Origin of the sequence: Goodfellowiella coeruleoviolacea (assembly GCF_024171785.1) — a bacterium.
In the GTDB taxonomy this organism is placed as follows: Bacteria; Actinomycetota; Actinomycetes; order Mycobacteriales; family Pseudonocardiaceae; genus Goodfellowiella; species Goodfellowiella coeruleoviolacea.
Genome location: NZ_JAMTCK010000011.1, coordinates 282,185 through 305,068 on the forward strand (window position 1 = coordinate 282,185; position 22,884 = coordinate 305,068).

The 22,884-nt window shown below is 72.9% G+C and carries 20 protein-coding genes; 2 read left to right on the plus strand and 18 right to left on the minus strand.

Annotation, left to right across the window (positions count from 1 at the left end):
* Positions 1 to 13 precede the first annotated feature (13 nt).
* From LX83_RS23940 to LX83_RS24005, 14 genes are all read right to left on the minus strand, one after another.
* Entirely contained in the window at positions 14 to 1,234 is a 1,221-nt protein-coding gene (locus LX83_RS23940; RefSeq protein WP_253775134.1) for a cytochrome P450, read from the minus strand.
* A 21-nt stretch (positions 1,235 to 1,255) separates the two neighbouring features.
* Positions 1,256 to 2,161 carry an SDR family NAD(P)-dependent oxidoreductase gene (locus LX83_RS23945; protein WP_253775136.1) on the minus strand — a complete coding sequence of 302 codons (906 nt, stop codon included), beginning with the start codon at positions 2,159 to 2,161 and terminating at the stop codon, positions 1,256 to 1,258.
* 97 nt (positions 2,162 to 2,258) lie between these two features.
* Entirely contained in the window at positions 2,259 to 3,185 is a 927-nt protein-coding gene (locus LX83_RS23950; protein ID WP_253775138.1) for an SMP-30/gluconolactonase/LRE family protein, read from the minus strand.
* A gap of 36 nt (positions 3,186 to 3,221) precedes the next feature.
* A complete protein-coding gene (locus LX83_RS23955) occupies positions 3,222 to 4,166 on the minus strand; it encodes an alpha/beta hydrolase (protein WP_253775140.1) in 945 nt (314 codons plus the stop codon).
* A gap of 11 nt (positions 4,167 to 4,177) precedes the next feature.
* Positions 4,178 to 5,041, minus strand: coding sequence for an SDR family NAD(P)-dependent oxidoreductase (locus LX83_RS23960; RefSeq protein ID WP_253775142.1), 864 nt, complete (start codon positions 5,039 to 5,041; stop codon positions 4,178 to 4,180).
* Positions 5,041 to 5,253 carry a hypothetical protein gene (locus tag LX83_RS23965; protein ID WP_253775144.1) on the minus strand — a complete coding sequence of 71 codons (213 nt, stop codon included), beginning with the start codon at positions 5,251 to 5,253 and terminating at the stop codon, positions 5,041 to 5,043. The genes LX83_RS23960 and LX83_RS23965 overlap by 1 nt, the downstream gene beginning before the upstream one ends.
* Positions 5,254 to 5,306: 53 nt before the next feature.
* A complete protein-coding gene (locus tag LX83_RS23970) occupies positions 5,307 to 5,810 on the minus strand; it encodes an acyl-CoA dehydrogenase family protein (RefSeq protein WP_253775146.1) in 504 nt (167 codons plus the stop codon).
* An 80-nt stretch (positions 5,811 to 5,890) separates the two neighbouring features.
* Positions 5,891 to 6,577, minus strand: coding sequence for a GntR family transcriptional regulator (locus tag LX83_RS23975; protein WP_253775148.1), 687 nt, complete (start codon positions 6,575 to 6,577; stop codon positions 5,891 to 5,893).
* A gap of 83 nt (positions 6,578 to 6,660) precedes the next feature.
* Positions 6,661 to 7,407: an SDR family NAD(P)-dependent oxidoreductase gene (locus LX83_RS23980; protein ID WP_253775150.1), complete on the minus strand. Its 747-nt coding sequence runs from the start codon at positions 7,405 to 7,407 to the stop codon at positions 6,661 to 6,663.
* A gap of 41 nt (positions 7,408 to 7,448) precedes the next feature.
* The gene (locus LX83_RS23985) at positions 7,449 to 7,838 is read right to left on the minus strand and encodes a VOC family protein (protein WP_253775152.1); all 390 of its coding nucleotides are present in this window, start codon (positions 7,836 to 7,838) and stop codon (positions 7,449 to 7,451) included.
* 157 nt (positions 7,839 to 7,995) lie between these two features.
* A complete protein-coding gene (locus tag LX83_RS23990) occupies positions 7,996 to 9,462 on the minus strand; it encodes an NAD-dependent epimerase/dehydratase family protein (protein WP_253775154.1) in 1,467 nt (488 codons plus the stop codon).
* 8 nt (positions 9,463 to 9,470) lie between these two features.
* Entirely contained in the window at positions 9,471 to 11,720 is a 2,250-nt protein-coding gene (locus LX83_RS23995) for a glycoside hydrolase family 3 C-terminal domain-containing protein (protein ID WP_253775156.1), read from the minus strand.
* Positions 11,717 to 14,209, minus strand: coding sequence for a glycoside hydrolase family 78 protein (locus LX83_RS24000; protein WP_253775158.1), 2,493 nt, complete (start codon positions 14,207 to 14,209; stop codon positions 11,717 to 11,719). Before LX83_RS24000 ends, LX83_RS23995 begins: the two co-directional genes overlap by 4 nt.
* A gap of 23 nt (positions 14,210 to 14,232) precedes the next feature.
* Positions 14,233 to 15,570, minus strand: a complete 1,338-nt coding sequence (locus LX83_RS24005) for an MFS transporter (protein WP_253775160.1) — start codon at positions 15,568 to 15,570, stop codon at positions 14,233 to 14,235.
* 125 nt (positions 15,571 to 15,695) lie between these two features.
* Here LX83_RS24005 and LX83_RS24010 point away from each other — a divergent pair, with 125 nt between their 5' ends.
* Entirely contained in the window at positions 15,696 to 16,700 is a 1,005-nt protein-coding gene (locus LX83_RS24010; RefSeq protein ID WP_253775162.1) for a LacI family DNA-binding transcriptional regulator, read from the plus strand.
* A 4-nt stretch (positions 16,701 to 16,704) separates the two neighbouring features.
* On the opposite strand, the gene LX83_RS24015 is transcribed toward LX83_RS24010, so the two are convergent.
* From LX83_RS24015 to LX83_RS24030, 4 genes are all read right to left on the minus strand, one after another.
* A complete protein-coding gene (locus LX83_RS24015) occupies positions 16,705 to 16,872 on the minus strand; it encodes a hypothetical protein (protein WP_253775164.1) in 168 nt (55 codons plus the stop codon).
* A 144-nt stretch (positions 16,873 to 17,016) separates the two neighbouring features.
* Positions 17,017 to 19,404 carry a phosphoketolase family protein gene (locus LX83_RS24020; RefSeq protein WP_253775203.1) on the minus strand — a complete coding sequence of 796 codons (2,388 nt, stop codon included), beginning with the start codon at positions 19,402 to 19,404 and terminating at the stop codon, positions 17,017 to 17,019.
* Between the two features lie 300 nt (positions 19,405 to 19,704).
* Positions 19,705 to 20,733, minus strand: coding sequence for a zinc-binding alcohol dehydrogenase family protein (locus LX83_RS24025; RefSeq protein WP_253775205.1), 1,029 nt, complete (start codon positions 20,731 to 20,733; stop codon positions 19,705 to 19,707).
* A gap of 19 nt (positions 20,734 to 20,752) precedes the next feature.
* A complete protein-coding gene (locus LX83_RS24030) occupies positions 20,753 to 21,202 on the minus strand; it encodes a universal stress protein (protein ID WP_253775166.1) in 450 nt (149 codons plus the stop codon).
* Between the two features lie 456 nt (positions 21,203 to 21,658).
* Here LX83_RS24030 and LX83_RS24035 point away from each other — a divergent pair, with 456 nt between their 5' ends.
* Entirely contained in the window at positions 21,659 to 22,783 is a 1,125-nt protein-coding gene (locus tag LX83_RS24035; protein WP_253775167.1) for an acetate/propionate family kinase, read from the plus strand.
* The last annotated feature ends 101 nt before the right edge of the window (positions 22,784 to 22,884 follow it).

Below are 22,884 nucleotides of genomic sequence, written 5' to 3' on the forward strand. Positions count from 1 at the left end.
GTGTTCTCCTTCGTCACCAGGTGACCGGCAGGCTGGTCATGGGCTGGGTGAGCACGTCGCGGCTGAACACCGGTTCGCCCGCCAGCCGCAGGCCGGGGATGCGCTTGACCAGCTCGGCCAGGCCGACCTGCAGCTCCATGCGGGCCAGGGGCGCGCCGAGGCAGTGGTGCAGGCCGTGGCTGAGCGTCAGGTGGGGGTTGTCGGGGCGGGCGATGTCGAAGCGCGCGGGTTCGGTCACCGCGGTGGGGTCGTGGCCGGCGGCGGTCAGGTCGATGCTGACGGCGTCGCCCTTGGCGATGAGCTGCCCGTCGACGACGACGTCCTCGGTGGCGACGAACGGCACCAGGCCGCCGCCACCGCCGGCGGGACGGCCGGTGGCGAACCCGCCGTGCCGCAGCACCTCCTCGGCGGTGGTCGCCGCGAGGCCGTCCGGGTCGGCCGCGAACTGGGCGCGCTGCTCGTCGTTGCTCAGCAGGGCCAGCACGCCGGTGGACAGGAAGGTGGCGGTGTTGTCGAAGCCGCCGACGATGAGGATGAACGCGATCGGCAGGATTTCGGCGTCGGTGAGCGTCTCGTCCCGGTCGCGGGCGTGGGCCAGGGCGCTGAGCAGGTCGTCGCGCGGCTCCTCGCGGCGCTCGGCGATGAGGTCGGTCATGTAGGCGGCCAGCTCGGCCATGTCGGCCGCGACCTCGGCGTCGGACTTGCCCGCCACCGCCAGGGTGGACGAACTCCACCTCTCGAACTTCTCCCGGTCCGACGACGGGACGCCGAGCAGGTTGCTGAGCATCTCGATCGGCAGCGACAGCGAGTACTCGGGCACCAGGTCGCGGACACCGCCGCGGTCGATCATGCCGTCGATCAGCTCGTTGGCGAAGGCGACGGCGGAGTCGCGCATCTCGCGCACCCGCTTGGGCGAGATGGCCTTCTGCACCAGCTTGCGCAGCTTGGTGTGCTGGGGCGGGTCCTCGAACTGGAGCGTGCCGCGCAGGAAGTCGGGAAAGGGCACGAAGAACGGCACGACGCGCTCGCCGGTGCGGAACGGCTCGCGCACGAACCGGCGGTCGCTCAGGATCTCCCGGGCGGCGGCGTTGCGGTGCACCAGCCACACGTCACCGCCGTACGGCATGGTCATCTTCGTCATCGGCCGGTCGGCGATGATGCGGCCGAGGTGCTCGACGGCCTCGGCCGGGGGCATCGGTGCGAAGGGGTACTCGGTGCCGGGGGTGGTGGTCATCGGCGTGTCTCCGGGATCGGCTCAGGCGGTGGGCAACTGGGGGACGGCGACCAGCTCGGGTCGCGCCTCGGGGGTGAGGGCCATGACCTCGTCGAACCGCTCGGCGACGGTCTCGACGGTCAGGGCGGGGTCGTGGATGCCGGTGGTGGTGACCACGACGGCGCGGTTGACCGTGCCACCGGCGGCGTTGAACAACTCGCCGGTCACCGTGCACGAGGGGTGCACGAGGTAGGCGGCCAGCGGGGCGACGTGCTCGGGCAGCAACCGCGTGCGCAGGTACTCCATGACCTCGGGTGTCAGCGACGCCGCCGAGGTCTCGGCCATGCGGGTGCCCGCGCCGGGCGCGACGGCGTTGACCAGGATGCCGTGCTCGGCGCCTTCGAGGGCGAGGTTGCGGGTCAGGCCGAACACCGCGCCCTTGGCGCTGCCGTAGTGGGTCATCAGCGGGTTGCCCAGCATGGCGGCGGAGACGGTGTTGACGACGCGACCGCTGCCGGAGGCGATCAGGTGCGGCCAGGCCGCCTTGCAGATGTTGAGCGAGCCGAAGAAGTGCACGTCGAGGTGGCGCTGGTACTCCCGCGTGTCGACCTCGTCGAAGCGGGCGGTGCGCACGATGCCGGCGTTGTTGATCACCGCGTCGAGGCGGCCGAACTCGCCGACCGCGGTGTCGACGACCTCGGTCGCGCCGCTCTCGGTGGCGATGTCGGCGCGACAGGCCGCGGCCCGGCCGCCGGCGGCGCGGATCTCGGCCACGACGACGCACGCCGGGTCGTCGCCGTCCACGCCATCGCCGTCGACCTTCGCGCCGAGGTCGGCGACGACGACGCACGCACCGCGGGAGGCCAGCAGCAGGGCGTGGGCACGACCGATGCCGCGCCCGGCCCCGGTCACGACCACGGCGCGGTCGGTGAAGGAAAGGGTGTCCACGGGTGTCCCTCTCTGCTCGGCGCGCTCGCTGCCGCACCTGGGCACGACACCAACGCTACCAAATACATGAGTTTGGTCAAGTAATACGGAAGGTCGATCAGGGACGGTTGGCGCCGCCGCCGACCGCGACGTCAACGGCCCAGACCGAGCCGAGGCGCCGGCGGCGGGACTCCTCCCAGTCCAGGACGTCCAGACCCGCGCAGATGTAGAGGGTGCGGCGGCCCTCGCCGCCGAGCACGCAGGCGGGGGGCAGCGCCACCCTCGGGTCGAAGCGCACGACGTCGGTGACGGCCCCGCCGTCGACGATGCGGGCCACGGCGGGCACCGAGGGCATGCCCGTCCACACGCCGCCCTCCTCGTCCAGGCAGATGCCGTCCGGCAACGAGGAGGTGGCGGCGAACACCCGCCGACCGCTCAACCCGCCGTCGGCGTCGCGGTCGAGCACGGTGATGCGGCTGGCGAACGCCTCGGCGATCACCACGCGGGCCCCGTCGGAGCTGACGGCGATGCCGTTGGCGCCGCCGAAGCCGCCCAGCTCGGTCAGGGCGCGGGCGGTGCCGTCCGGTTCGACGACGAGCAGCGCCGCGTCGCGCGGTTCCTCCCCCGCGAACAGCTCGAAGCCCAACTGGGTGACGTAGGCGCGGCCGTCGGCGTCCACGACCATGTCGTTGACCGGCCCGGTGGCCAGTTCGCGCAGGTCGGCGTGCACGGTGACCCGCGCGCCGTCGACGGCGAGGACCAGGCGCTCGTGCATCGAGGTGACGATCAGCCGACCGTCGGGCAGCCAGCCGAACCCACCGGGGATCACCTCGGCACCGTTGACCGAGGTGCGGTCGGACAGGTCCAGCACGGTCTCGGCCTCGCCCTCGGCGTCCAGACGGACGAGGCGGTGGGCGTACATGTCGCTGAACCACAGCGCTCCGTCGTGCCAGCGCGGGCACTCCGCCCAGGTGTAGCCGCGGGACAGCGCACGCGGGACGGTCTCCCGCGCATCGGCAAGGGGATCGATGTCGACGTCCGGCACGGTTTCTCCAAAGATGAGTTTGGTCAAGTTTTACGGTCAGAACGGGAGCGGGTGGGCGAACTTGGCCCGCAGCAGCGCGCCGGTCTCGGCGAGGGCGAGCCGGCCGCGCGCGAGGTGGTCGGCCTGGAGCACGAAGCCGTGCGGGACGCCGGGGTAGCGGGTGAGCGTGGTCTGCACGCGCGCCTCGCGCAGGCGCTGCGCGTAGCGCTCGCCCCAGTCGCGGATCGGGTCGCACTCCCCCGTCACCACGATCGCCGGGGGCAGGCCGGACAGGTCGGCCGCGTAGGCCGGGATGCGGTAGGGGCTGTCCGACACGCCCTGTCCCGCGTCGGCCAGCCCGTTGAGGTAGAGCACGTCGTCGCGGCTCAGGATCGGGGCGTCGGCGTAGCGGGTGATCGACGCGGCACCCAGGTCGCGGTCCACGCCAGGATAGATCAGCACCTGGCAGGCGATGGCGGGTCCACCGCGGTCGCGGGCCGCCAGTGCGACGGCCGCGGCCAGGGTGCCGCCCGCGCTGTCGCCGACCACCGCCAGTCGCGCCGGGTCCACGCCCAGGTCGTCGGCGTGCTCGGCGACCCACCCGGTGGCGGCCCAGGCGTCGTCGAACTGCGCGGGCGGTGGGGCCTCCGGCGCCAGGCGGTACTCGACCGCCACGACCACCGCGCCGCTGTGGTGGGCCAGGTTGCGGGCCACCGGCTCGAAGGAGTGGTTGGAGCCCATGCACATGCCACCGCCGTGGAAGTACACGATCACCGGCGCGCCGCCGTCGGTTGTGGGCCGGTGCACGCGCAACGCGATGCCGCCGTGCGGAGCGGGGACCAGGCGATCCTCGGTGACGGCCATGACGGGCAGGTTCGGCGGGTGCGGCGCGGTCTCCAGGGACGCGCGGACGGCACCGATGCCCCGCTCGCGCATGGACGGGGCATCGGCCACGGCCGCGGCGATGGCCGCGGCGTCGGGATCCAGCGGGAGCACGGTCACGATCTCACCTCTCACTCGGCGGGGACGGTGAACTCGCCCTGCCCCAGGGCCGGGGCACGGCGGTGGACCAGGGTGTCGGCGCGGGCGGCCATGGCGTCGACCACGAAGGGCTGCGAGGTCAGGTAGAACTCGCCGGCCGCCGCCTGGTCGAAGAACACGCGGGCGGCGTCGAGCGGGTCCATCGCCTGCGCCTTGACCTTGAGCATGGCCGCGCGGTGCTCCTCGGCCGCCGCGGTGTCGCCGTCCTCGACCGCGCCAGCGGACTCGAAGATGTTCGACGCGACCGCACCGGGCAGCACCGCCTGGACGTGGACGTGACGGGCGTGCCCGGCCAGCTCGACCTCCTGGTGCAGGCACTCGGTGAGCGCGAGCACGGCGTGCTTGCTCATGATGTAGGAAGCTTGCAGGGGGGCGGCGCTGACCCCGCCGATCGAGGACAGGTTCCACACCCACGACCGCCCCGGCTCGGCGAGCATGCGCGGCAGGAACGCGCGGATGCCGTGGAAGACACCGTTGATGTTGATCGAGGCCAGGCGCGCCCAGTTGGCGACCGGGGTGTCCCACAGGTAACCGAACTGCTCGACGCCGGCGTTGTTGACCAGCAGCCGGACCGGGCCGACCTCGGTCACGGCGCGTTCGGCGAGCCGTTCGAGCGCCCGGGGATCGCGCACGTCGCAGGCGACGTCGACCGCACGGGCACCGGCCGCCTCCAGCTCGGCGCGCAGGGCCGCGATGGCGGCGGTGTCGACGTCGGCGAGCACGACGGTCATGCCCAGCTCCAGCGCGGCGTGGCGGGCCAGTCCCGCGCCGATGCCGGCGCCCGCGCCGGTGATCACGGCGACACCGCCGCCGAACAGGGTTTTCGCGTCGCTCATCAGGGGCTCTCCTCGCGTTCGGCGACGATCTCGCGGATCGCCCGGACGGCGGGGCGAAGGCCGCGCTCGGCCTGCAGGTGCCCGGCGAGCCCGGCGACGGCGTCGACGATCAGCTCGCCGCGGTGGTAGGCGGCGACGGCGATGCCGATCTCCCCCAGCTCCAGTGCGCGGTCGAGCGCCGCGCGGACGCGAGGGTCGTGCGGGACGGTCATGGGTCTCCTCGTGCGGCGGCGAACGACGGAGTCGGGCCCGGGGTCGCACGAGACTAGGGAGCCGGCCTCCGCGCCGGGCCTCGGTGTTCCGGTGAGTGGACGTCGGCCATGCGGCCGAACCGGTTGAGGACGGTGACGACGCGCGTCACGCCGTCGGCGGTGCTCGTGCCGTCGGTGCCGCCGCGGGCGATGCCCGGCAGGTACCGGAGCCGTTGCTCCTCGGTGCCGTTGCGCAGGATGGCGGGGGCCATCTGGCGGTCGGCGATCCAGTGCGCGGCGACCGGTGCGCCCGCCGCCAGCAGTTCCTCGACCACGGCGAAGCGCTCCAGCGGGGAGCGGTCGTGGCCGCCGTAGCGGGCGGGCAGGGTCATGCCCAGCCAGCCGCGCGCGCCGAGCCGCCTGCTGAAGGCGGGGTCGGCGGCGGACATCCAGGCGTCGCTGCGCGGGCGGAACGCCCCGGCTGCGCGCTGGTCGGCGAGGAATTGCCGCACCTCGTCCCGGAGTCGAAGCTCCGCGTCGCCGGGTCGGTGGGCGGCGAGGTCGATCGTGGCTGTCACCCGGACTCCTCTCTCGGGGTCCGGGCCAGGCTAGGAAATTGGATCCAATCTTGTATCCGCCGTTCCGCTGAGTGGACGCCTCACCCGGCCGACGGTCGGGGAACCGCACCCGCCCCGAACATCAACGAGAGCTGCGCCGCCGAGCCCGCGCGGTGCGCGTCCATCAGCTCGACCAGGCGTTCCAGGTCGCCCGAGCCCAACGCGGCCAGCATGTCCCGGTGTTCGGCGAGGATGCGGGCCCGCGCGGCCTCGTCGTAGAGGTACACCGCGTGGTAGGGCAGCGCCCGCGTCCAGATGCGGTTGATCTCGGCGACCACCAGGTTCAGCCCGCTCAGCCCGAAGATCGCCTGGTGGAAGGCGCTGTTGGCCTCCCTCATCCGGTGCAGGTCCAGATCGGCTGCGGCCCGTTCGACGTCCTCGGCGAGCGACCCGATCCGGTCCAGCTGCCCGGCGTCCGGCCGAGGCAGGCTGCGGATCACCTCGGTCTCCAGCAGCCGCCGCATCAGGTACACCTGGTCGAACTCCGGGCGGCTCAACCGCGCCACGGCGAAGCCCACGTTGTGCTCGTGCGCCACCAGCCCGTCGGCGACCAACTGTCGCAGGCCCTCGCGCACCGGCAGCCGGCTCACCCCGAGCACGGCGGCCATCTGCTCCTGCCGGATCTGCTGACCGGGCAGCAGGTCACCCGAGACGATCATCCGCTTGATGCCGTCGACCACGCGCGACACGGCCTGGTCGGCGCCGTCGGCGCTCCTCTTGGCGGGCATGGGCACTCCTCACGATCCGCACCACCGTACGGTGCGCGGCCGGGTGGGCGGGTAACGGCGCACCGGCCCCGCCCACCCGCCGGTCAGGACGTGACGCTGCCGCCGTTGAGGTCCAGGATCTGCCCCGTCAGCCAGGACGCCTCCGCCGAGGCCAGGTAGACGACGGCCGCGCCGACGTCCTCAGGCGTACCCAGTCGGCGGGTGGGGATCTTCCGCGCGAACACCTCGGTGGCCGCCCCGGCGGCGTTGGCCTGCAACCCCAGGGCCAGCGTGTTGACCGTGACACCGGAGGGCGCCAGCTCCTGCGACAGGTGCCGCATGAGGCCCTCCACCCCGCTCTTGCCCGCTCCGTAGAGCGACAGGCCCTGGTCGGAGCCCGTGCGGGCGGCACCGGAGGAGATCTGCACGATGCGCCCCCACCCGGCCTCGCACATGTCGTCCACGACCGCCGAGACGCAGTTCATCGCGCCGAACAGGTTGATCTCGATCGGCGCGCGCCACCGGCTCGGGTCGAGCGTGCGGAAGTGCCCCTGCCCGAAGTCGGCGGCGATGCCGGCGTTGTGCACCATGATGTCGACGGATCGCCCCAACCCCGCACGAGCGCGCGTCACGGCCTCCTTGACCGCTTCGCGGTCGGTGACGTCGAACGGCACCGCCACCGCCGCGCCACCGGCCGCCACGATCCCCTCGGCGACCGCCTCGGCCCGCTCCGCCACCAGGTCGTTGACCGCCACCGCCGCGCCCTGTGCCGCCAGGGCGCGGGCGATACCCGCGCCCGCGTTCTGACCGGCTCCGGTGACCAGGGCCGCGTGGCCCGACAGATCGAACATCGTCGTCCTCTTCCCGTGCGTCGTGGTCGTCGCGACAGCCCTCACGAGCCCTGCACCAGCTCCAGCGCGTGCCCCTCCGGATCGGTCACCACGGCCACCCGCATCCCGGTGCCGGGCAGCGCCCTGGGCTCGACGCGCACGGAGCCACCGGCCGCCACGGCGGCGCGCACGACCTCGTCGACGTCGGCGACGCCGAAGCCGAGCACGACCTCGCCGGCCGGCGGAACGGCCCGGTCGGGGTAGCGCACCAGCAGCACGGTCGGCCCCGCACCCGACCCGGCGAGCACGAGCTGCTCGTAGCGGCCCTCGCCCGCACCGCCGGACAACCGGTGCACGGCCGTCAGCGCGAGGACGCAGCGGTAGAACTCGGCCTGCGCGTCGAGGTCGTCCACGACGACCTTGACGAACGTCAACTGCCCACCGTCGGCCATGGGCCCTCCGGAAGTGGCGTGTCACGACAGCGCGCAGTACAGCCGGTCCACCTCCGGCGAGTCGGCCGGTGTTCCGCTGAGCGGGAGCACGCGGTCCGGACCCGACGCGCCGTAGAGCACGACCCCGCCCCGGTGCCGGGCCGGGTCGGCCGCCGCATCACGACGCGCCGACCGCGCCCGCGGCGGTCCTGGTCCCGTCGGCGGGTTCGAGCTGGGCGAGGAAGGCGTTGCGCTCGGCCTGTCGGGGGTAGCCGGCGACGTCCTTGACGCACTCGGGGCACCAGTGCCCCGCGGTGAGGACCAGGCGGGGGCTGCCGGTGAACTCGTGGCCGAACGCGCACCGCCACGACAGCGGGGTGGCGACATCGCCCTTCACCGCGTCGGTCGAGAGCAGCGTTCCCCCGCGGAACGCGGCGGCGTCGCGGTAGTCCGCCGCCGTCCACCGAGCGGGGGCCTTGTCCTCGTCGTAGCCGTGGTCGAGGTAGGTGGGCACGCGGTCCGGCTCGACGGGCCGGAAGGTGTCCCAGCCGCCGATGGCCTCGAACTCGGCGCGGGAGCCGTAGTAGGCCGCGATCGCCTCCTCGTCCCGGTCGCGAACGTAGGCCATCGTGCCCCGTTGCCTGCGGGTGAGCGGCTTCATGACGAGGTTCTTCACCACCCACGCCGGTACCCGACCCGCCATCTTCAACGAGGGGTTGGCACGCAGCGCCCGGTCCAGGGCGGCGTCGAAGCTGTCAGCGCGGAACGGGACCAGCTCCGCCAACCGGTCGGAGTCGGTGTACCACTGGCCGTGGAAGTTGCGGGTGGCGAACCAGTTCCGGTCGTACCAGCGCCTCGGGTCGCCGACACCGAGCGCCGCGCTGATGCGCTCCTGGAGCTGCCAGTTGGTCAGCCGCCAGGCCTCGCCGCCGCCGATGTTGTAGATCCCGCCCCAGAACTCCTCGGGCACGTCGGGCTCGCAGACGTTGGCCAGCAGCCGGGCGGCGTCCTCGGCCGAGACCCATTCCATGACGCCGCCGAGCGTGGAGTGCGTCATGATCGGGTCGCGGATCTGGAGCATGCCGGGGTGGAAGATGCCGGTCTGGCGCAGCCACGCCCACCGGGGCAGGCCGGAGTCGACGAGTTCCTTCTCCGCGATGACCTTGGTCTGCCCGTACTCGTCGTAGCGGGAGACGCGCAGCGGGTCGCCGACGCGACCCCAGTGGTGGGGCGGGTTGCGGTCACCGGTCTGCGCGACCGAGCCGATGCCGACGACGGCGGTGCGGGCGGGGTCGGGTTGAGCGCGCACGGCGCGGACGATGTTGCGGATGCTGCCCACGTTGACCCGGTGCGCCAGTTCGGGACGGTCGTCGGCGAACGGTGAGACCACCGCGCCGACGTGCAGCACGAAGTCCGCGCCGCGCACGCAGCGCTCGACCGCGTCGTAGTCGGTCAGGTCGCCGTGGACGACCTGGAGGTTCTCCATGTCCTCGTAGCGGCGGATCACCTCGGTGTCGCGCCGGCCGGGCAGGACCAGGGCCACGACCTCGACGCGGTCGGCGCGGTCGCGGAACTCGTCGAGGACCGCGCGGCCCCAGTTGCCCGTGGCACCGGTGAGGAAGACGCGGGTTCGCCTGTGTCGCACGTGAGGCCTCACTTCGCGGGGATGGGGGCGGTGCTGAGCCGCATGAGCTGCTCCAGCGTGTTCGGCGCGACGGCGCCGTTGGTGAAGGCGAGGAACTGCCGCATCGGCATGGACTCGACCATCCTGAGGCCATCGGGGTTCTCGGCGGCCTGCCGCGCCTGCTCCTCGGTCATGCCCGTCCTCATGCGCTCGGTGAGCACGGGTCCGACGACGGGGTGGGAGAACCAGTCGCCGACGGTCGAGTCCAGGGTGAGTGCCCGGACGACGGGGTCACCGGTCAGGGTGATCGTGGCTTGCGCCGACACCTCGTGGGCGTTGTGGCCGATCTGCACGGCGTACCGGCCCGCCGGTACCACCCAGTCACCGAGTTCGACGTCCCAGTAGGCGAAGGCGCGTCGGTCGAGGGCGAGTTCGACGGTGCGGGTCTCACCGGGTTCGAGCGCGACCTTGGCGAACGCGCGCAACTCGCGCACCGGGCGGCGGACCGGGCCGGTGTCGGTGGAGACGTAGAGCTGCACGACGTGCTTGCCGGCGCGATCACCGGTGTTGGTCACGGTCACCCGCGCCACGGCCGTGTCGTCGCCGGTCGCCTCGACCTCCAGCCCGGTCGTGGCGAAGCTGGTGTAGGACAGACCGTGCCCGAACGGGTAGCGCACCGGGACGCCGGCGGTGGCGTAGTAGCGGTAGCCGACCAGGACGCCTTCGCCGTAGCGCACGCGCCCCTGCTCGCCGGGGAAGTTCAGCCAGCTGGGGTTGTCCTCCAGCCGCAGCGGGATGGTCTCGGCCAGGTGGCCGGAGGGGTTGACGACCCCGAACAGGACGTCGGCGAGGGCACCGCCGCCGGCCTGGCCGAGCAGGAAACCCTCGACCACGGCGTCGACGTCGTCGTGCCAGCCCTCCAACGAGACGACACCGCCGTGGGACAGCACGACGACGGTGCGCGGTGCGACGGCGGCGACCTCGCGGATGACGGCGACCTGCTCGTCGGGCAGCAGGAGGGTGTCGCGGTCGAAGCCCTCCGACTCCTGGCGGTCGCCCAGCCCGGCGAACACCACGGCGACGTCGGCTTCCCGGGCCACCTGGACCGCCTGCGCGCGCAGGGCGACCGCGTCGCCCTCGTCGTCGAGGGTGAAGCCCTCGGCGTGGCTGACGGTGACGTCGTGCTCCCCCGCCAGGGCGCGGATCTCCTCCAGCGCGAGGTCGGTGCGCGTCGGGTTGATGTGGGAGCTGCCGCCGCCCTGGAACCGCGGTGCCGTCGCGAAGGCGCCGATGACGGCCAGGTGGGTGCCTGGCCGGACGGGCAGCGCGTCCCGGTCGTTCTTCAGCAGCACGACCGACTCGGCGGCCAGCTCCCGCGCGAGGGCGTGGTGGCCCTCGACGTCGAGGTCTCCGGTCGCCTCGTGCGGGAGTTCGGTCAGCGCGAGCACGCGCCGCGCCGACCGGTCCACCAGCGCCTCGTCCAGCCGACCCGCGCGAACCGCGTCGACGACCTGCGCGTCGGTGGTACCGCCGCTGCCGGGCATCTCCAGGTCCATTCCCGCGATGACACCGGCGACGCGGTCGCTGACCGCGCCCCAGTCCGACACCACGGCGCCGCGGAACCCCCAGTCGCCGCGCAGCACGTCGGTGAGCAGCCACCGGTTGTGCGAGGCGTACACGCCGTTGACCTTGTTGTAGGAGCACATCACCGTGGCCGGATCGGCGTCGCGGACCACCCGCTCGAACGCCGGCAGGTAGATCTCGCGGAGCGTGCGCTCGTCGACCTCCGCGCTCACCCGCATCCGCTCGGTCTCCTGGTTGTTCGCCGCGAAGTGCTTCACCGACGCGCCGGGCCCTTCGGCCTGCAGGGCGTTGACGTGGGCCGCGCCGAGCACCCCCGACAGCAGCGGGTCCTCGGAGTAGTACTCGAAGTTGCGTCCGCACAGCGGTGAGCGCTTGATGTTCACGCCGGGGCCGAGCACGACCGCGACACCGAACGCGCGGGCCTCCCGGCCGACGGCGGCGCCGAGACGGGCGGCCACGTCCGGGTCCCAGCTGGAGCCCACGGCGACAGCGGGCGGGAAGCACGTGGCGGGCAGGCTGCCGTGGATGCCCAGGTGGTCCTGGCCCGCGTCCTGGCGGCGGATGCCGTGCGGGCCGTCGGTCAGCACGATCGACGGGACACCGGCGTCCTCGATCGGCTTGGTGGTCCAGAAGTCACGGCCCGACAACAGGGACGCTTTCTGCTCCAGCGACAGGGAGGTGGGGTCGGTGGTCACGCGGTGGCTCCTTCAGCGGCGGCGGTGAGGGCCCTGGCCAGGTCGTCGCGCAGATCGTCGGAGGCGCCGGGCACGAATTCGAGCATCGCCCGCACCGTCATGCCGGCGGCTTCCGGGGCGCTGCCGTCGAGCGGGACCCCGGGGAAGTGGACGGCGAACGCCTCGGTGAACAACCGCCAGGCGACCGGGTCGTCGGCGATCTCGCGCAGCGTGGAGTCCAGGCCGAGGGCGGACTTGCGGTCGACGGCCGCCGCGTACTGCCAGCGGTGCTCCCCCGGGCCGACCTCCTCGCTGACGCGGTCGGCGTGCAGGGGCGGTTCGACCAGGGCGGTCGTGCCCTCGGGGACGTGGACGGCGAGGGTCACCGCGCCGTCGGCGATCTCCCAGGAGACGCGAACCTCGCCGTGGACCGTGTCGTGGCGCAGGGTCGCGGAGGTCAGGCCGCCACCGGGCCGCGGGGCGACGCGCATCCGCCGGTAACCCGGTTCGATCGGGGACAGCCCTCCGATGACGCGGTGCATCCAGTCCACGACCGCGCCGAGGGCGTAGTGGTTGAGGGAGGTCATCCCGGACGGGTTGACCGTGCCGTCCGGGCGGATGGAGTCCCACCGCTCCCAGATGGTCGTCGCGCCCATGGTCACCGGGTAGAGGAAGGAGGGGCACCCCTTCTCCAGCAGCAGGAGGTAGGCCGCGTCGAGGTGGCCGGTCGCCGAGAGCGCGTCGGTGATCAGCCGTGTTCCGGCGAAGCCGGTGGAGATGCGGTAGCCGCTCTTGGCGACCAGTGCGGCGAGCCGGTCACCCGCGCGGCGCTGCTGCGCCTCGTCGAGGAGGTCGAAGCTGATGGCGAGCGCGTAGGCGGTCGCGGACTCGTTGGTGACCCTGCCGTTGGGCGAGACGTACTCGGCGCGGAAAGCCGCCCGGACGCGGTCGGCGAGCGCGGCGAACTCGGCGGCGTCGTCCTCGCGCCCCAGGACGCGGGCGGTCTCGGCCATGCGGCGCGTGGTCCGGCACAGGTAGGCGCTCGCGACCAGGTGCGGGTCGGTCTTGCCCCCGGCGGGGTTGTCCATCGGCGCGTCCGGGTCGAGCCAGTCCCCGAACTGGAACCCGCTGCTCCACAGGCCGTCCTCGTCGAGGAGTCCGGCGACCTGCCGGGTGAACGCGGCCATCGAGTCGTAGGCGTCGACGAGGATCGACTCCTGGCCGTACTCCTGGTACAGCGCCCACGGCAGGTTGACCGCGACGTCGCTCCACAGGGCGGTGGGCGAGGACGGGTGCGGCAGGACGTCGGGCACGACCCAGGGCACGAAGCCCTTCTCCGCCTGCTCGGCGGCCAGGTCGCGCAGCCACGACGCCAGCACGCCACGCACGTCGTAGAGGAACGCGGCGGCCGGGGCGAAGGCGTTGATGTCGCCGGTCCACCCCAGCCGCTCGTCGCGCTGCGGGCAGTCGGTGGGCACGCCGACGAAGTTGTCCCGCATCGACCACACCGCGTTGGCGTGCAAGCGGTCGAGCAGCGGGTCGGAGGTCTCCAGCCAGCCGGTGCGACGCATGTCGGAGTGGACGACGACAGCCCGCAGCGAGTCCGCCTCAAGCGCGCCGGGCCAGCCGTCGACTTCGACGTACCGGAAGCCGTGGAAGGTGAAGCGCGGTTCCCAGCTCTCCGGGCCGCCGCCGCGCAGCGTGTACCGGTCGGTGGCCCGGGCGGTGCGCAGCGTCTCCACGTCGATCTCGCCGTCGGTCATCACCTCGGCGTGACGCAGGGTGATCGTGGTACCGGCCTCGCCGGTGACGGTGAACCGGACCCAGCCGGAGATGACCTGACCGAAGTCGACCACCGTCCGGCCGGCCGGGGTGGTGACGACGTCGACCGGGGTCAGTTCCTCGACGCGACGGATCGGCTCCGCGACCGGCTCGGTGAGCGACTCCAGCGGCCAGTCGAACGTCTCGACCGCCTCCCAGCCGGAGTCGTCGAAGTCCGGCCTGTCCCAGCCGTCGGGTTCGAGCCGCGCGTCGAACTCCTCGCCGTCGTAGATGCCGTTGGCTCGCACGCCTCCGGTGCCCGCGCGGAAGTCGGTGCCGGTGGACACCGTCTCGGTGCGGTCGTCGTGCTCCAGCACGAGTTCGAGGTGCAGCGCCGGCCGGTCGGCGTAGTGGTTGCGCTTGCCCTCCCAGCCCAGACGGCCCAGTGCCCAGCCCTGCCCGACGATCGCGCCGACGGCGTTGCGCCCGACGACGAGGGCGTCGGTCACGTCGTGGGAGGAGACGATGAGCCGGTGCCGGTAGGAGGTCCACCCCGGTGCGAGGACCTCGTCGCCGACGACCGCGCCGTTGAGGTGGGGTTCGACGACACCCAGGCCGGTCACGCGCAGGGTCGCGCGTCGGGGCCGTTCGGCGAGGTCGAACTCCCGCCGGAAATAGGCCGCCGGCTCGCCCTCGACGCCGCGGGCTGAGACGGGGGTGATGAAGGCCCCGGTGGTGGATCGGGTCACGGTGGGACTCCCGGTGGTGCGGTTCAGCGGACGGAACGGATGCGCAGGACGACGAGGCCGCCCAGGACCGTGCAGATCCCGGCGACGAGGTAGAGCAGCAGGTAGTTCTGCCCGCCCTCGGCCGACGCGCCGGCGGCGAGGATGAACGGCGCGAGCAGCGGCGCGACCGCCTGTGGGATGGACGTGGCGAAGGAGAAGATCGCCATGAAGCGCATGGCCTCGGTGCCGCGCCGCGGGAGCACGTCCAGCAGCAGCGCCTGGTCCACGGCGGAGAAGGCACCGATGCCGACGGAGGCCAGCAACGAGCCGACGGCCAGCAGCACGATGCCGTCGGCGAAGGCCATCGTGACGGCGCCCGCGGCGAACACGACCCCGGCGCCCAGCACGAACGCCCGACGACGGCGCAGCCGGTCGGACAGGAAACCGCCGCCGATCGCGCCGACGGTGGTCGCGAGGATGCCGAACAGCGAGAGGCCGGTGATGACGGGGGCCACCTCCGCCACGCTCACCCCCAGGCGCGAGGCGAAGAAGAACGCGGTGAACGTGGTGTTGAAGGTCAGGCCGAAGTAGAACAGGAAGCGCCCGAGCCAGTTCCAGGCGTAGTCGGTGTGCTCGCGGGGGTTGAAGACCACCTTGGTGAGCAGGCGGCGGGGCGTGAGCCGCTCGCCGCGCGGCACGTGGCGGTTGTCGGGCTCGTGGACGAACACGATGAACGGGACCGTGAGCAGCACGCCGACGGCGCCCGGCACGAGGAACAGCAGCAGGTTGTCGCCGGACAGGGCGCCGGAGACCCCGACGCCCAGCACCGGGGCGACCTGGGTGGCGAAGCCGGTCAGGCCGGCGACCCTGCCGCGTTGCTCTTCCGGGAGCCGGTCGGCCATCGAGGTTTGCAGGCTGCCGAGCACCGAGCCCCACCCGAGCTGGGCCAGCACCCAGCCGAGCGCGAGCACCGCCACGCTGGGCGCGAGGGCCATGACGACGAGGGAGCCGACGCCGATGACCACGCCGCCGATCATGAAGGGCCGGCGCCGTCCGATCCTGGTCCTGGTGCGGTCGCTCCAGACGCCGACGAAGACGCCGGTGAGCACGGAGAAGGCAGCGCCGGCGCCGGTGACGTAGCCGAGGTACTCCTCGTGGCCGGGCGCGAGCTGGTCCACGCGGATCGCCAGCGAGATCGCGATCGGCGTGATGAAGGCGACGAAGACGCCGAACTGGCCGAGCACCTGCAACCAGATGTAGCGGGCGCCGACCCGCGCGAGGGGTTCGGCGTCGTCGCCCGGCCGCGGGCCGTCCGGCGTCCCGGCGGAAGTCGGCGGGACCGGGGGCAGTGCGGGTGCTGGTGGGGGCGCTGTGTCGCTCATCGTGACTCCGTCGTCAGGAGCTAGCGCGTGCTAGCAGGTGTGCGCGAACGCTACAGTTGGCAACTAGCGCGCGCAAGTAACGGTTGTGGGCACAAGCCGCACTCCGACGAAGGATGATGGTGGCGATGGTCGACTCCCGGACACCCACGAAACGCGTCACCGCCGCCGACGTCGCACGATCGCTCGGTCTCTCGCGGGCGACGGTCGGCTTCGTGCTCAACAACACCCCCGGCCAGACGATCTCCGCGCAGACCCGGGAACGGGTGCTCGCCGAGGCCACCCGCCTGGGGTACCGCCCGCACACCGCCGCGCGGGCGCTGGCCAGCGGACGCAGCCGCATCGTGCTGGTCGTGCTGCCCGACTGGCCGCTGGACTTCAGCGTCCGCCGCAACCTGGAGGAGGCATCGCTCGCGCTGGACGAGGCGGGCTACAGCCTCATCACCTACACCCCACACCCCACCGGGCAGTCGCGGCCGCTGTGGGAGGTCCTGGAGCCCGACGTCGTGCTGTCCTTCACCGGCAGCTTCACCGATGCCCAGGTCGCGTCGATCCGCGCCGCGGGCGTGCGCGCCGTGCTCCCCGCCCCGGACGCACCGACCGTGGCCCCCTACCCGGAGGAGGGCCCGCTCCTGCAGGTGGGTCACCTCCACGCCCTGGGCCACCGCCGGATCGCCTACGCGGGGTCCGCGGACCCGCGCATCGCCGACCTCGTGGAACTGCGTCGATCCCGGGCAGGGGAGGCCGCGGCCCGGCTGGGCCTGCACCTGGCACCGGGACACGACCTCCGCCCCGGTGCCGACGCCGCGGACGCCGTCGCCGGGTGGCGCGCGGCGGGCGTGACGGCCGTGGCCGCCTACAACGACGACATCGCCGCCACCCTGGTCGGCACGGCGACGCGGATGGGCCTGCTCGTGCCCAGGGACCTGTCGGTCGTCGGCCACGACGACGCGCCGATCGCGTCCATCGTCGAACCCCGGCTGTCGACCGTCCGACTCGACACCGCGGGCCTCGGTCGCTACCTGGCGCGGCTGGCCCTCACCGCGGCCGAGGGTCGGGAACCACCGCAGCGGCCGACGGCCACCGCCCCCCTGCTCGTGCAGCGAGCCTCCACGGCCGCGCCCGGCGCCTGACCGGTCACCGGCCGGGCGCGGGCACCCGGACCAGCGCGCGCGGCGGCAGGTCCGCCGCGGCGTACGTGAGCATCGTGAACCGGACGTCGTCGTAGTCGACCTCGCCACCCAAGCCCGTCGCGACGGTCCGCTCGACGGCGAAGTGCACGATGCGGACCGGACAGCGGATCACCACGGGAAGGACGCCCCGGTGCCGACCGGGCCGCACGCCGTGGGTGAGGCCATTCCACGCGGTAAGCGCGCGGACCGTCATGCGAACAGGGGCAGGGCCGCATCGAACCGGACGATCACCGGTTCCGCGAGCGGTGGCGGTGAATCACGCGTAGGGCCACACCCAGTCGCGCACCTCGGGCATGTCCTCGAAGTGTTCGCGGATGTGGGCGTGGTGGCGGGCCAGCATTTGCCGGCAGTGGTCGGCGAGGCGGTTGCCGCCCTCGGGCACTCGTCCGGCGCGGCGCAGTGCCTCCAGGACCAGGTGGTAGCGGCTCACCTCGTTGAGCACCACCATGTCGAACGGCGTGGTGGTGGTGCCCTGTTCGCTGAAGCCCCGGACGTGGAAGCGGCTGGGTTCGTTGCGGCCGTGCAGCAGTTGGTGGAAGGCGCGGGCGTAGCCATGCCAGGCGACCACCACCTGCCCGTCGTGGGTGAACAGCCGCTCGAAGTTCTCGTGGGTCATCCCGTGCGGGTGCACCTCGGGCAGGGCCAGTGACATCAGGTCGACCACGTTGACCACGCGCACGCGCAGGTAGGGCACGTGCGCGCGCAGGATGGCCGCCGCGGCCAGGGTCTCCTGGGTGGGCACATCGCCAACGCAGGCCAGCACGACGTCAGGCGGGTCGGTCGAGCCGGGGTCGGTCGGCTCGACCGGGCGTTCGGTGCCGGCCCACGGCCAGATCGACGCCCCGGCCTCGGCGTGGGCCCTGGCCGAGGGCAGGTCCAGGTACTGCAGGTGCGACTGCTTGTCGACCACGATGAGGTTGACGTAGTCGCGGCTGCGCAGGCAGTGGTCGGCCACCACCAGGAGGGTGTTGGCGTCCGGCGGCAGGTAGATCCGCACGACCGTGCCGGACAACGAGAGCATCGTGTCGATCAGGCCGGGACCCTGGTGGCTGAATCCATTGTGGTCGTTGCGCCAGCAGGTGGAGGTGAGCAGCACGTTCAGCGAGGACACCGGGGCACGCCAGGGCAGATCCCGGACGTGTTCCAGCCACTTGGTGTGCTGGATCGCCATGGACGCGCTGACCATGGCGAACGCCTCGTAGGTGGCGAACAGGCCGTGCCGGCCGGTCAGCAGGTAGCCCTCCAGCCAGCCCTGGCACAGGTGCTCGGACAGCACCTCCATGACCCGGCCGTCGGGTGAGACGTGCTCGTCGCCCTCGCGCGCGGGAGCGATCAGGCAGCGGTCGGTGGCCTCGAACACCGCGCCGAGCCGGTTGCTATTGGTCTCATCCGGACAGAACAGGCGGAAGTTGGCGGTGCTGTCGGTGTGTCGGTAGAGGTCGCGCAACAGTTCGCCCAGCGGCCGGGTGGTTTCGCGCCGCAGGCGTCCTGGCGTCGGGACGGGCAGCGCGTAGGCGTCCAGCGCCGGGATGTCCAGCGCCACCAGCAGCCGGCCGCCGTTGGCGTACGGCGAGGCGCCCATGCGCTTGTCCCCCTCTGGTGCCAGCGCGGCCAGGGCGGGGCGCAGCCGGCCGGTCTGGTCGAACAACCGGTGCGGGTGGTAGGAGCGCAGCCACTCCTCCAGCATGGCGAGGTGCTCGGGGTTGTCCCGGACTCCACCGAGCGGCACCTGGTGGGCCCGGAACGTGCCCTCCACCGGAACACCGTCGACCGCACGGGGGCCGGTCCAGCCCTTGGGAGTGCGCAGGACGATGGCCGGCCACCGGGGCCGCTGCCGCACTCCGTGTTCCCCGGCCTCGGTCTGGATGCGGCGGATCTCGCGGTGCGCGTGGTCGAGCGCGTCGGCCAGCTCCCGGTGCACCGCGGTGGGTTCGCTTCCCGCCACGAGCGTGGGCGCCCAGCCGTGCGCGGCCAGCAGCGCCAGCACCTCCTCGTCGTCGCGTCGGCCGAGCACGGTGGGGCCGGAGATCTTGTAGCCGTTGAGGTGCAGCACCGGGAGGACGGCGCCGTCCCTGGTCGGGTTGAGGAAGAACGGTGCCTTCCACGCCGCCTCCAGCGGGCCGGTCTCGGCCTCGCCGTCGCCGATCACACAGGCCACCACCAGATCGGGATGGTCCATGGCCGCGCCGGTGGCGTGCACCAGTGCGTAGCCGAGTTCCCCGCCCTCGTGGATGGAGCCGGGGGTGGGCACGCTGACGTGGCTGGGCACACCACCCGGCGTGGAGAACTGGCGGACCAGTCGGTGCAGGCCCTGCTCGTCCCGGCTGATCCTGGGGTAGATCTCGCTGTAGGTGCCCTCCAGGTAGACGTTGGCCACCAACGCCGGTCCACCGTGGCCAGGACCGGCCACGTACACGACGTCGGCTCCGGTGCGCCGGATCAGCCGGTTGAGGTGGACGTAGACCAGGGACAACCCGGGTGATGTGCCCCAGTGGCCCAACAGCCGGGGCTTGATGTGCTCGGGCCGCAGCGGTTCGCGCAGCAGCGCGTTGTCCTGGAGGTAGATCTGCGCCACGGTCAGGTAGTTGGCCGCTGCCCAGTACTCGTCGACCAGGCCGAGTTCGTTGTCCTCCACGGCAGGGATGGTCCTTCCTGTGGCACTGTCCACACGGCACGCTCAGGGCACGGCCCCGCGCGCTCCTGCGCTACCCGTGCGGTACCGGAACAAATCCCGACGACGGGCGTTCCTCCCCGCGACGGGTGGCGGTTGGTGGTGCACCGGCGCGGCCGGGGTGAACGCGAACGCTCGTCAGCGCGCCGGTGCTCACCCGCTGTCCGGCAACGGCGCGGGGGCATGTGCTCGCGGTGGACGCGGCGGTCCCGCCGGATGGCTCCGCGAACGCCGGTCGTGCACACGAGACTCCGCACCCGTGCGGAACGGCCGTCACGCACCTGCCAGGATCGTCCTTCCCGAGGTGGTGGGTCGCAGCACGGCCGCGCCGCGCACCCGGTCGGCGGCCAGGTCCGCCAGTGCCCGGTCCGCGTGCTCCAGTGAGTACTCGCTGGTGGTCACCGCGAGGTGGTGCCGGCCGGCGATGTCGAGGAACTCCCGCCCGTCCTGCCGGGTGTTGGCGGTGACGCTGCGGACCTGCCGCTCGTAGAACAGATGCCGCTGGTAGTCCAGCACCGGGATGTCGGTGAGGTGGATGCCGGCCAACGCCAGGGTGCCGCCCCGGTCCAGGGCAGCCAGTGCCGGCGGCACCAGCTCGCCGGCCGGTGCGAACAGGATCGCCCCGTCCAGCGGTTCCGGCGGCGCGTCGGCCGCGCCAGCCGCCGAGCTGGCGCCCAGTTCCAGCGCCAGATCCTGGGCCGCTGGGCTGCGGGTGAGCACGTGCACCACCGCGCCCTGGGCCAGCGCCACCTGGATGGCCAGGTGTGCACTCGCACCGAAGCCGTAGATGCCCAGGCGCCCGCCCGCGGGCAGTTGGGTCCGCCGCAACGCCCGGTAGCCGATGATGCCCGCGCACAGCAGCGGAGCCAGCTCGGCGTCCGGGTACCCCTCCGGCAGCGAGTAGGCGTAGTCGGCGGGAACGGTGGTGTACTCGGCGTAGCCGCCGTCGGCGTCCCACCCGGTGTACCGGGAGTCCGGGCACAGGTTCTCCGCGTCGCGCAGGCAGTAGCGGCACCGGCCGCAGGTGTGGCGCAGCCAGGCGATGCCCACCCGGTCGCCGATGCCGATCGGGCCGGCCGCGGCGGTGTCCACCACCTCGCCGACCACCTCGTGTCCCGGCACCACGCGCGGGCGGTGCACGGGTAGGTCCCCCTCGGCCACGTGCAGGTCGGTCCGGCACACCCCACAGGCCAGCACCCGCACCAGCAGCTCGCCGGCCGCCGGTTCGGGCACGGGTTCGCTGGTGCGCCGCAACGATCCACTGTGGATCGATCCCGGCCGCCACGTCCGCCACGCGGTCATGGTCACCATCGGCCCCACCTCACCCCTGGTCGATCAGCCGGCGGGTTCGCCAGTCCAGGCGGTGGCGGTTTCGGCCGGACGACGTGGCGTGGGCCCGACCGCTCCCTGGCCCGAGCCCGAGGTGGCGGCCTCTCCTGGCCGCGCCCCGGCTGCCGGGCGCAGCACGGCCACCGGGCACAGGCAGTGCACCCGGCGCCAGCACTGTCTCGACGGGCACCTCGGGTGCTGCCGCGCGCGCACTCATCGCCGCCTCGTCCCGCACGCGCCGTGCGCGCTGCCGGAACTCCGCGCGCTGCTGGTCGGGGACCAACGCGTTGCCGCAGCGCCGGCTGAACGGCTGGCCCGCCACGTGCACCACGCGCAAGCCCGTCCGCTGCCGAGCGGCTTCCCTGGCCGCCCACCTGACCGCGTGCCCTGCGGAGCGCGAACCGTCCACACCGGCCACCACTGGCCTGTCCGCCGAACTCATGGCCACCTCCCGACCGACGCGGCCGGACGCACGGGTCGTTCGCGCTGCCACCGAGGCCGCCGTTCCGGTCGCGGAATCGGTGGCTCGACTTTGCCAACACTGATCACGCACTCGCGATGCTGCCGCGGCCACCGTCCTGCCCGCGTCACCCGGGCTCCTGTCCGTGTCCACCCTAGAACGCACATCCCCGCCCCAACACTCGACGACGACCTGTCGAACGAGGTCACCGGCAGAGGCCGGCCTGAGCCACCAACACCTGCCACAGCCGGCGGATCACCACCCGATCAGAACTCGGGGAATACCTGCCCGTGGTGTGGGTACCTCCCGCCAGGTGGCCGCGGTGGACCCCACTGGGACACCACGGCTGCTCCACCTTCGAGGCCTACCCGCACCCACGGCACGGACCCGGACCTGTCCGAGGTCCGCGACCGGGTCTGGCGCTGTTGAGGACGGTTCATGACCGACTACTCCAACGTGCTGGTGGTCAACGCCGGCTCGTCCAGCCTCAAGGTCCGTCTGCTCGACGGCCGGGACCAGGTGACGGCGTCACTGGACCTGGACGCCTGGGCCGGTGCCCAGGAGACCACGCGGCTGGAGCGGTTCGTCACCGGATTGGACCGGGTGGACGCGGTCGGCCACCGGATCGTGCACGGCGGCGCCGACTTCCACTCCCCCGTCGTGGTGGACCGCCCCACCCGGGACCGGATCGCGGCACTGGCTGACCTGGCCCCGCTGCACCAACCCCGCGGCGTGGCCGGCATCGACGCCGCGACCCGCGTCCTGCCCCGGGTCCCGGCCGTCGCCTGCTTTGACACCGCGTTCCACGCCAGCCTGCCGGACGCGGCCGCCACCTATGCCCTGCCCCGCGAGTGGAACACCCGGTGGGCCCTGCGCCGCTATGGGTTCCACGGCCTGTCCCACGCCCACGCCACGCGGCGGGCCGCCGACCTGCTCGCCCGGCCGGTGACCGAACTCCGCGCGGTCACCTGTCACCTGGGGGCCGGCGCCTCACTGGCGGCCGTGGCGGGTGGCCGGTCGGTGGACACGACCATGGGCTTCACCCCGCTGGCCGGGCTGGTCATGGCCACCCGCACCGGCAGCGTCGACCCCGGCCTGGTGCTGTGGCTGCAACAGCACGCCGGCCTGTCCGTCGAGCGGCTGTCCCACGCCCTGGAGTTCGAATCCGGCCTGGCCGGTCTGACCGGCGGCAGCGGCGACCTGCGCGAGGTCCTCACCGACCGCGCCGCCGGCCGGCAGGCGGCGAGCCAGGCGTTCGAGGTCTACACGCACCGGCTGCGCCGCGAGATCGCCGCCATGACCGCGGCCCTGGGTGGTCTGGACGTCCTGGTCTTCACCGGCGGCGTCGGTGAGCACAGCCCCGAGGTCCGCACCGCGGCCGCCACCGGGCTGGGCTACCTCGGTGTGGTACTGGACGAGGACGCCAACCAGAGCGCACAGCCCGACGCCGACATCAGCGCGCCGCGCGCCCCGGTGGCCACCCTGGTGCTCACCGCGCGGGAGGACCTCGAAATCGCCCACCACACCCGCGCGGCACTCACCGAACACACCCGGGAACACTGAACGTCCGGGGCGTTCTTCCCACGCCTACGAGCGAACCTGCCACGGTTCTCGGTCTTCTTGATGTGCCCGTAGAGCTTCGCTGCTCAGGTGAGGACTGGGCG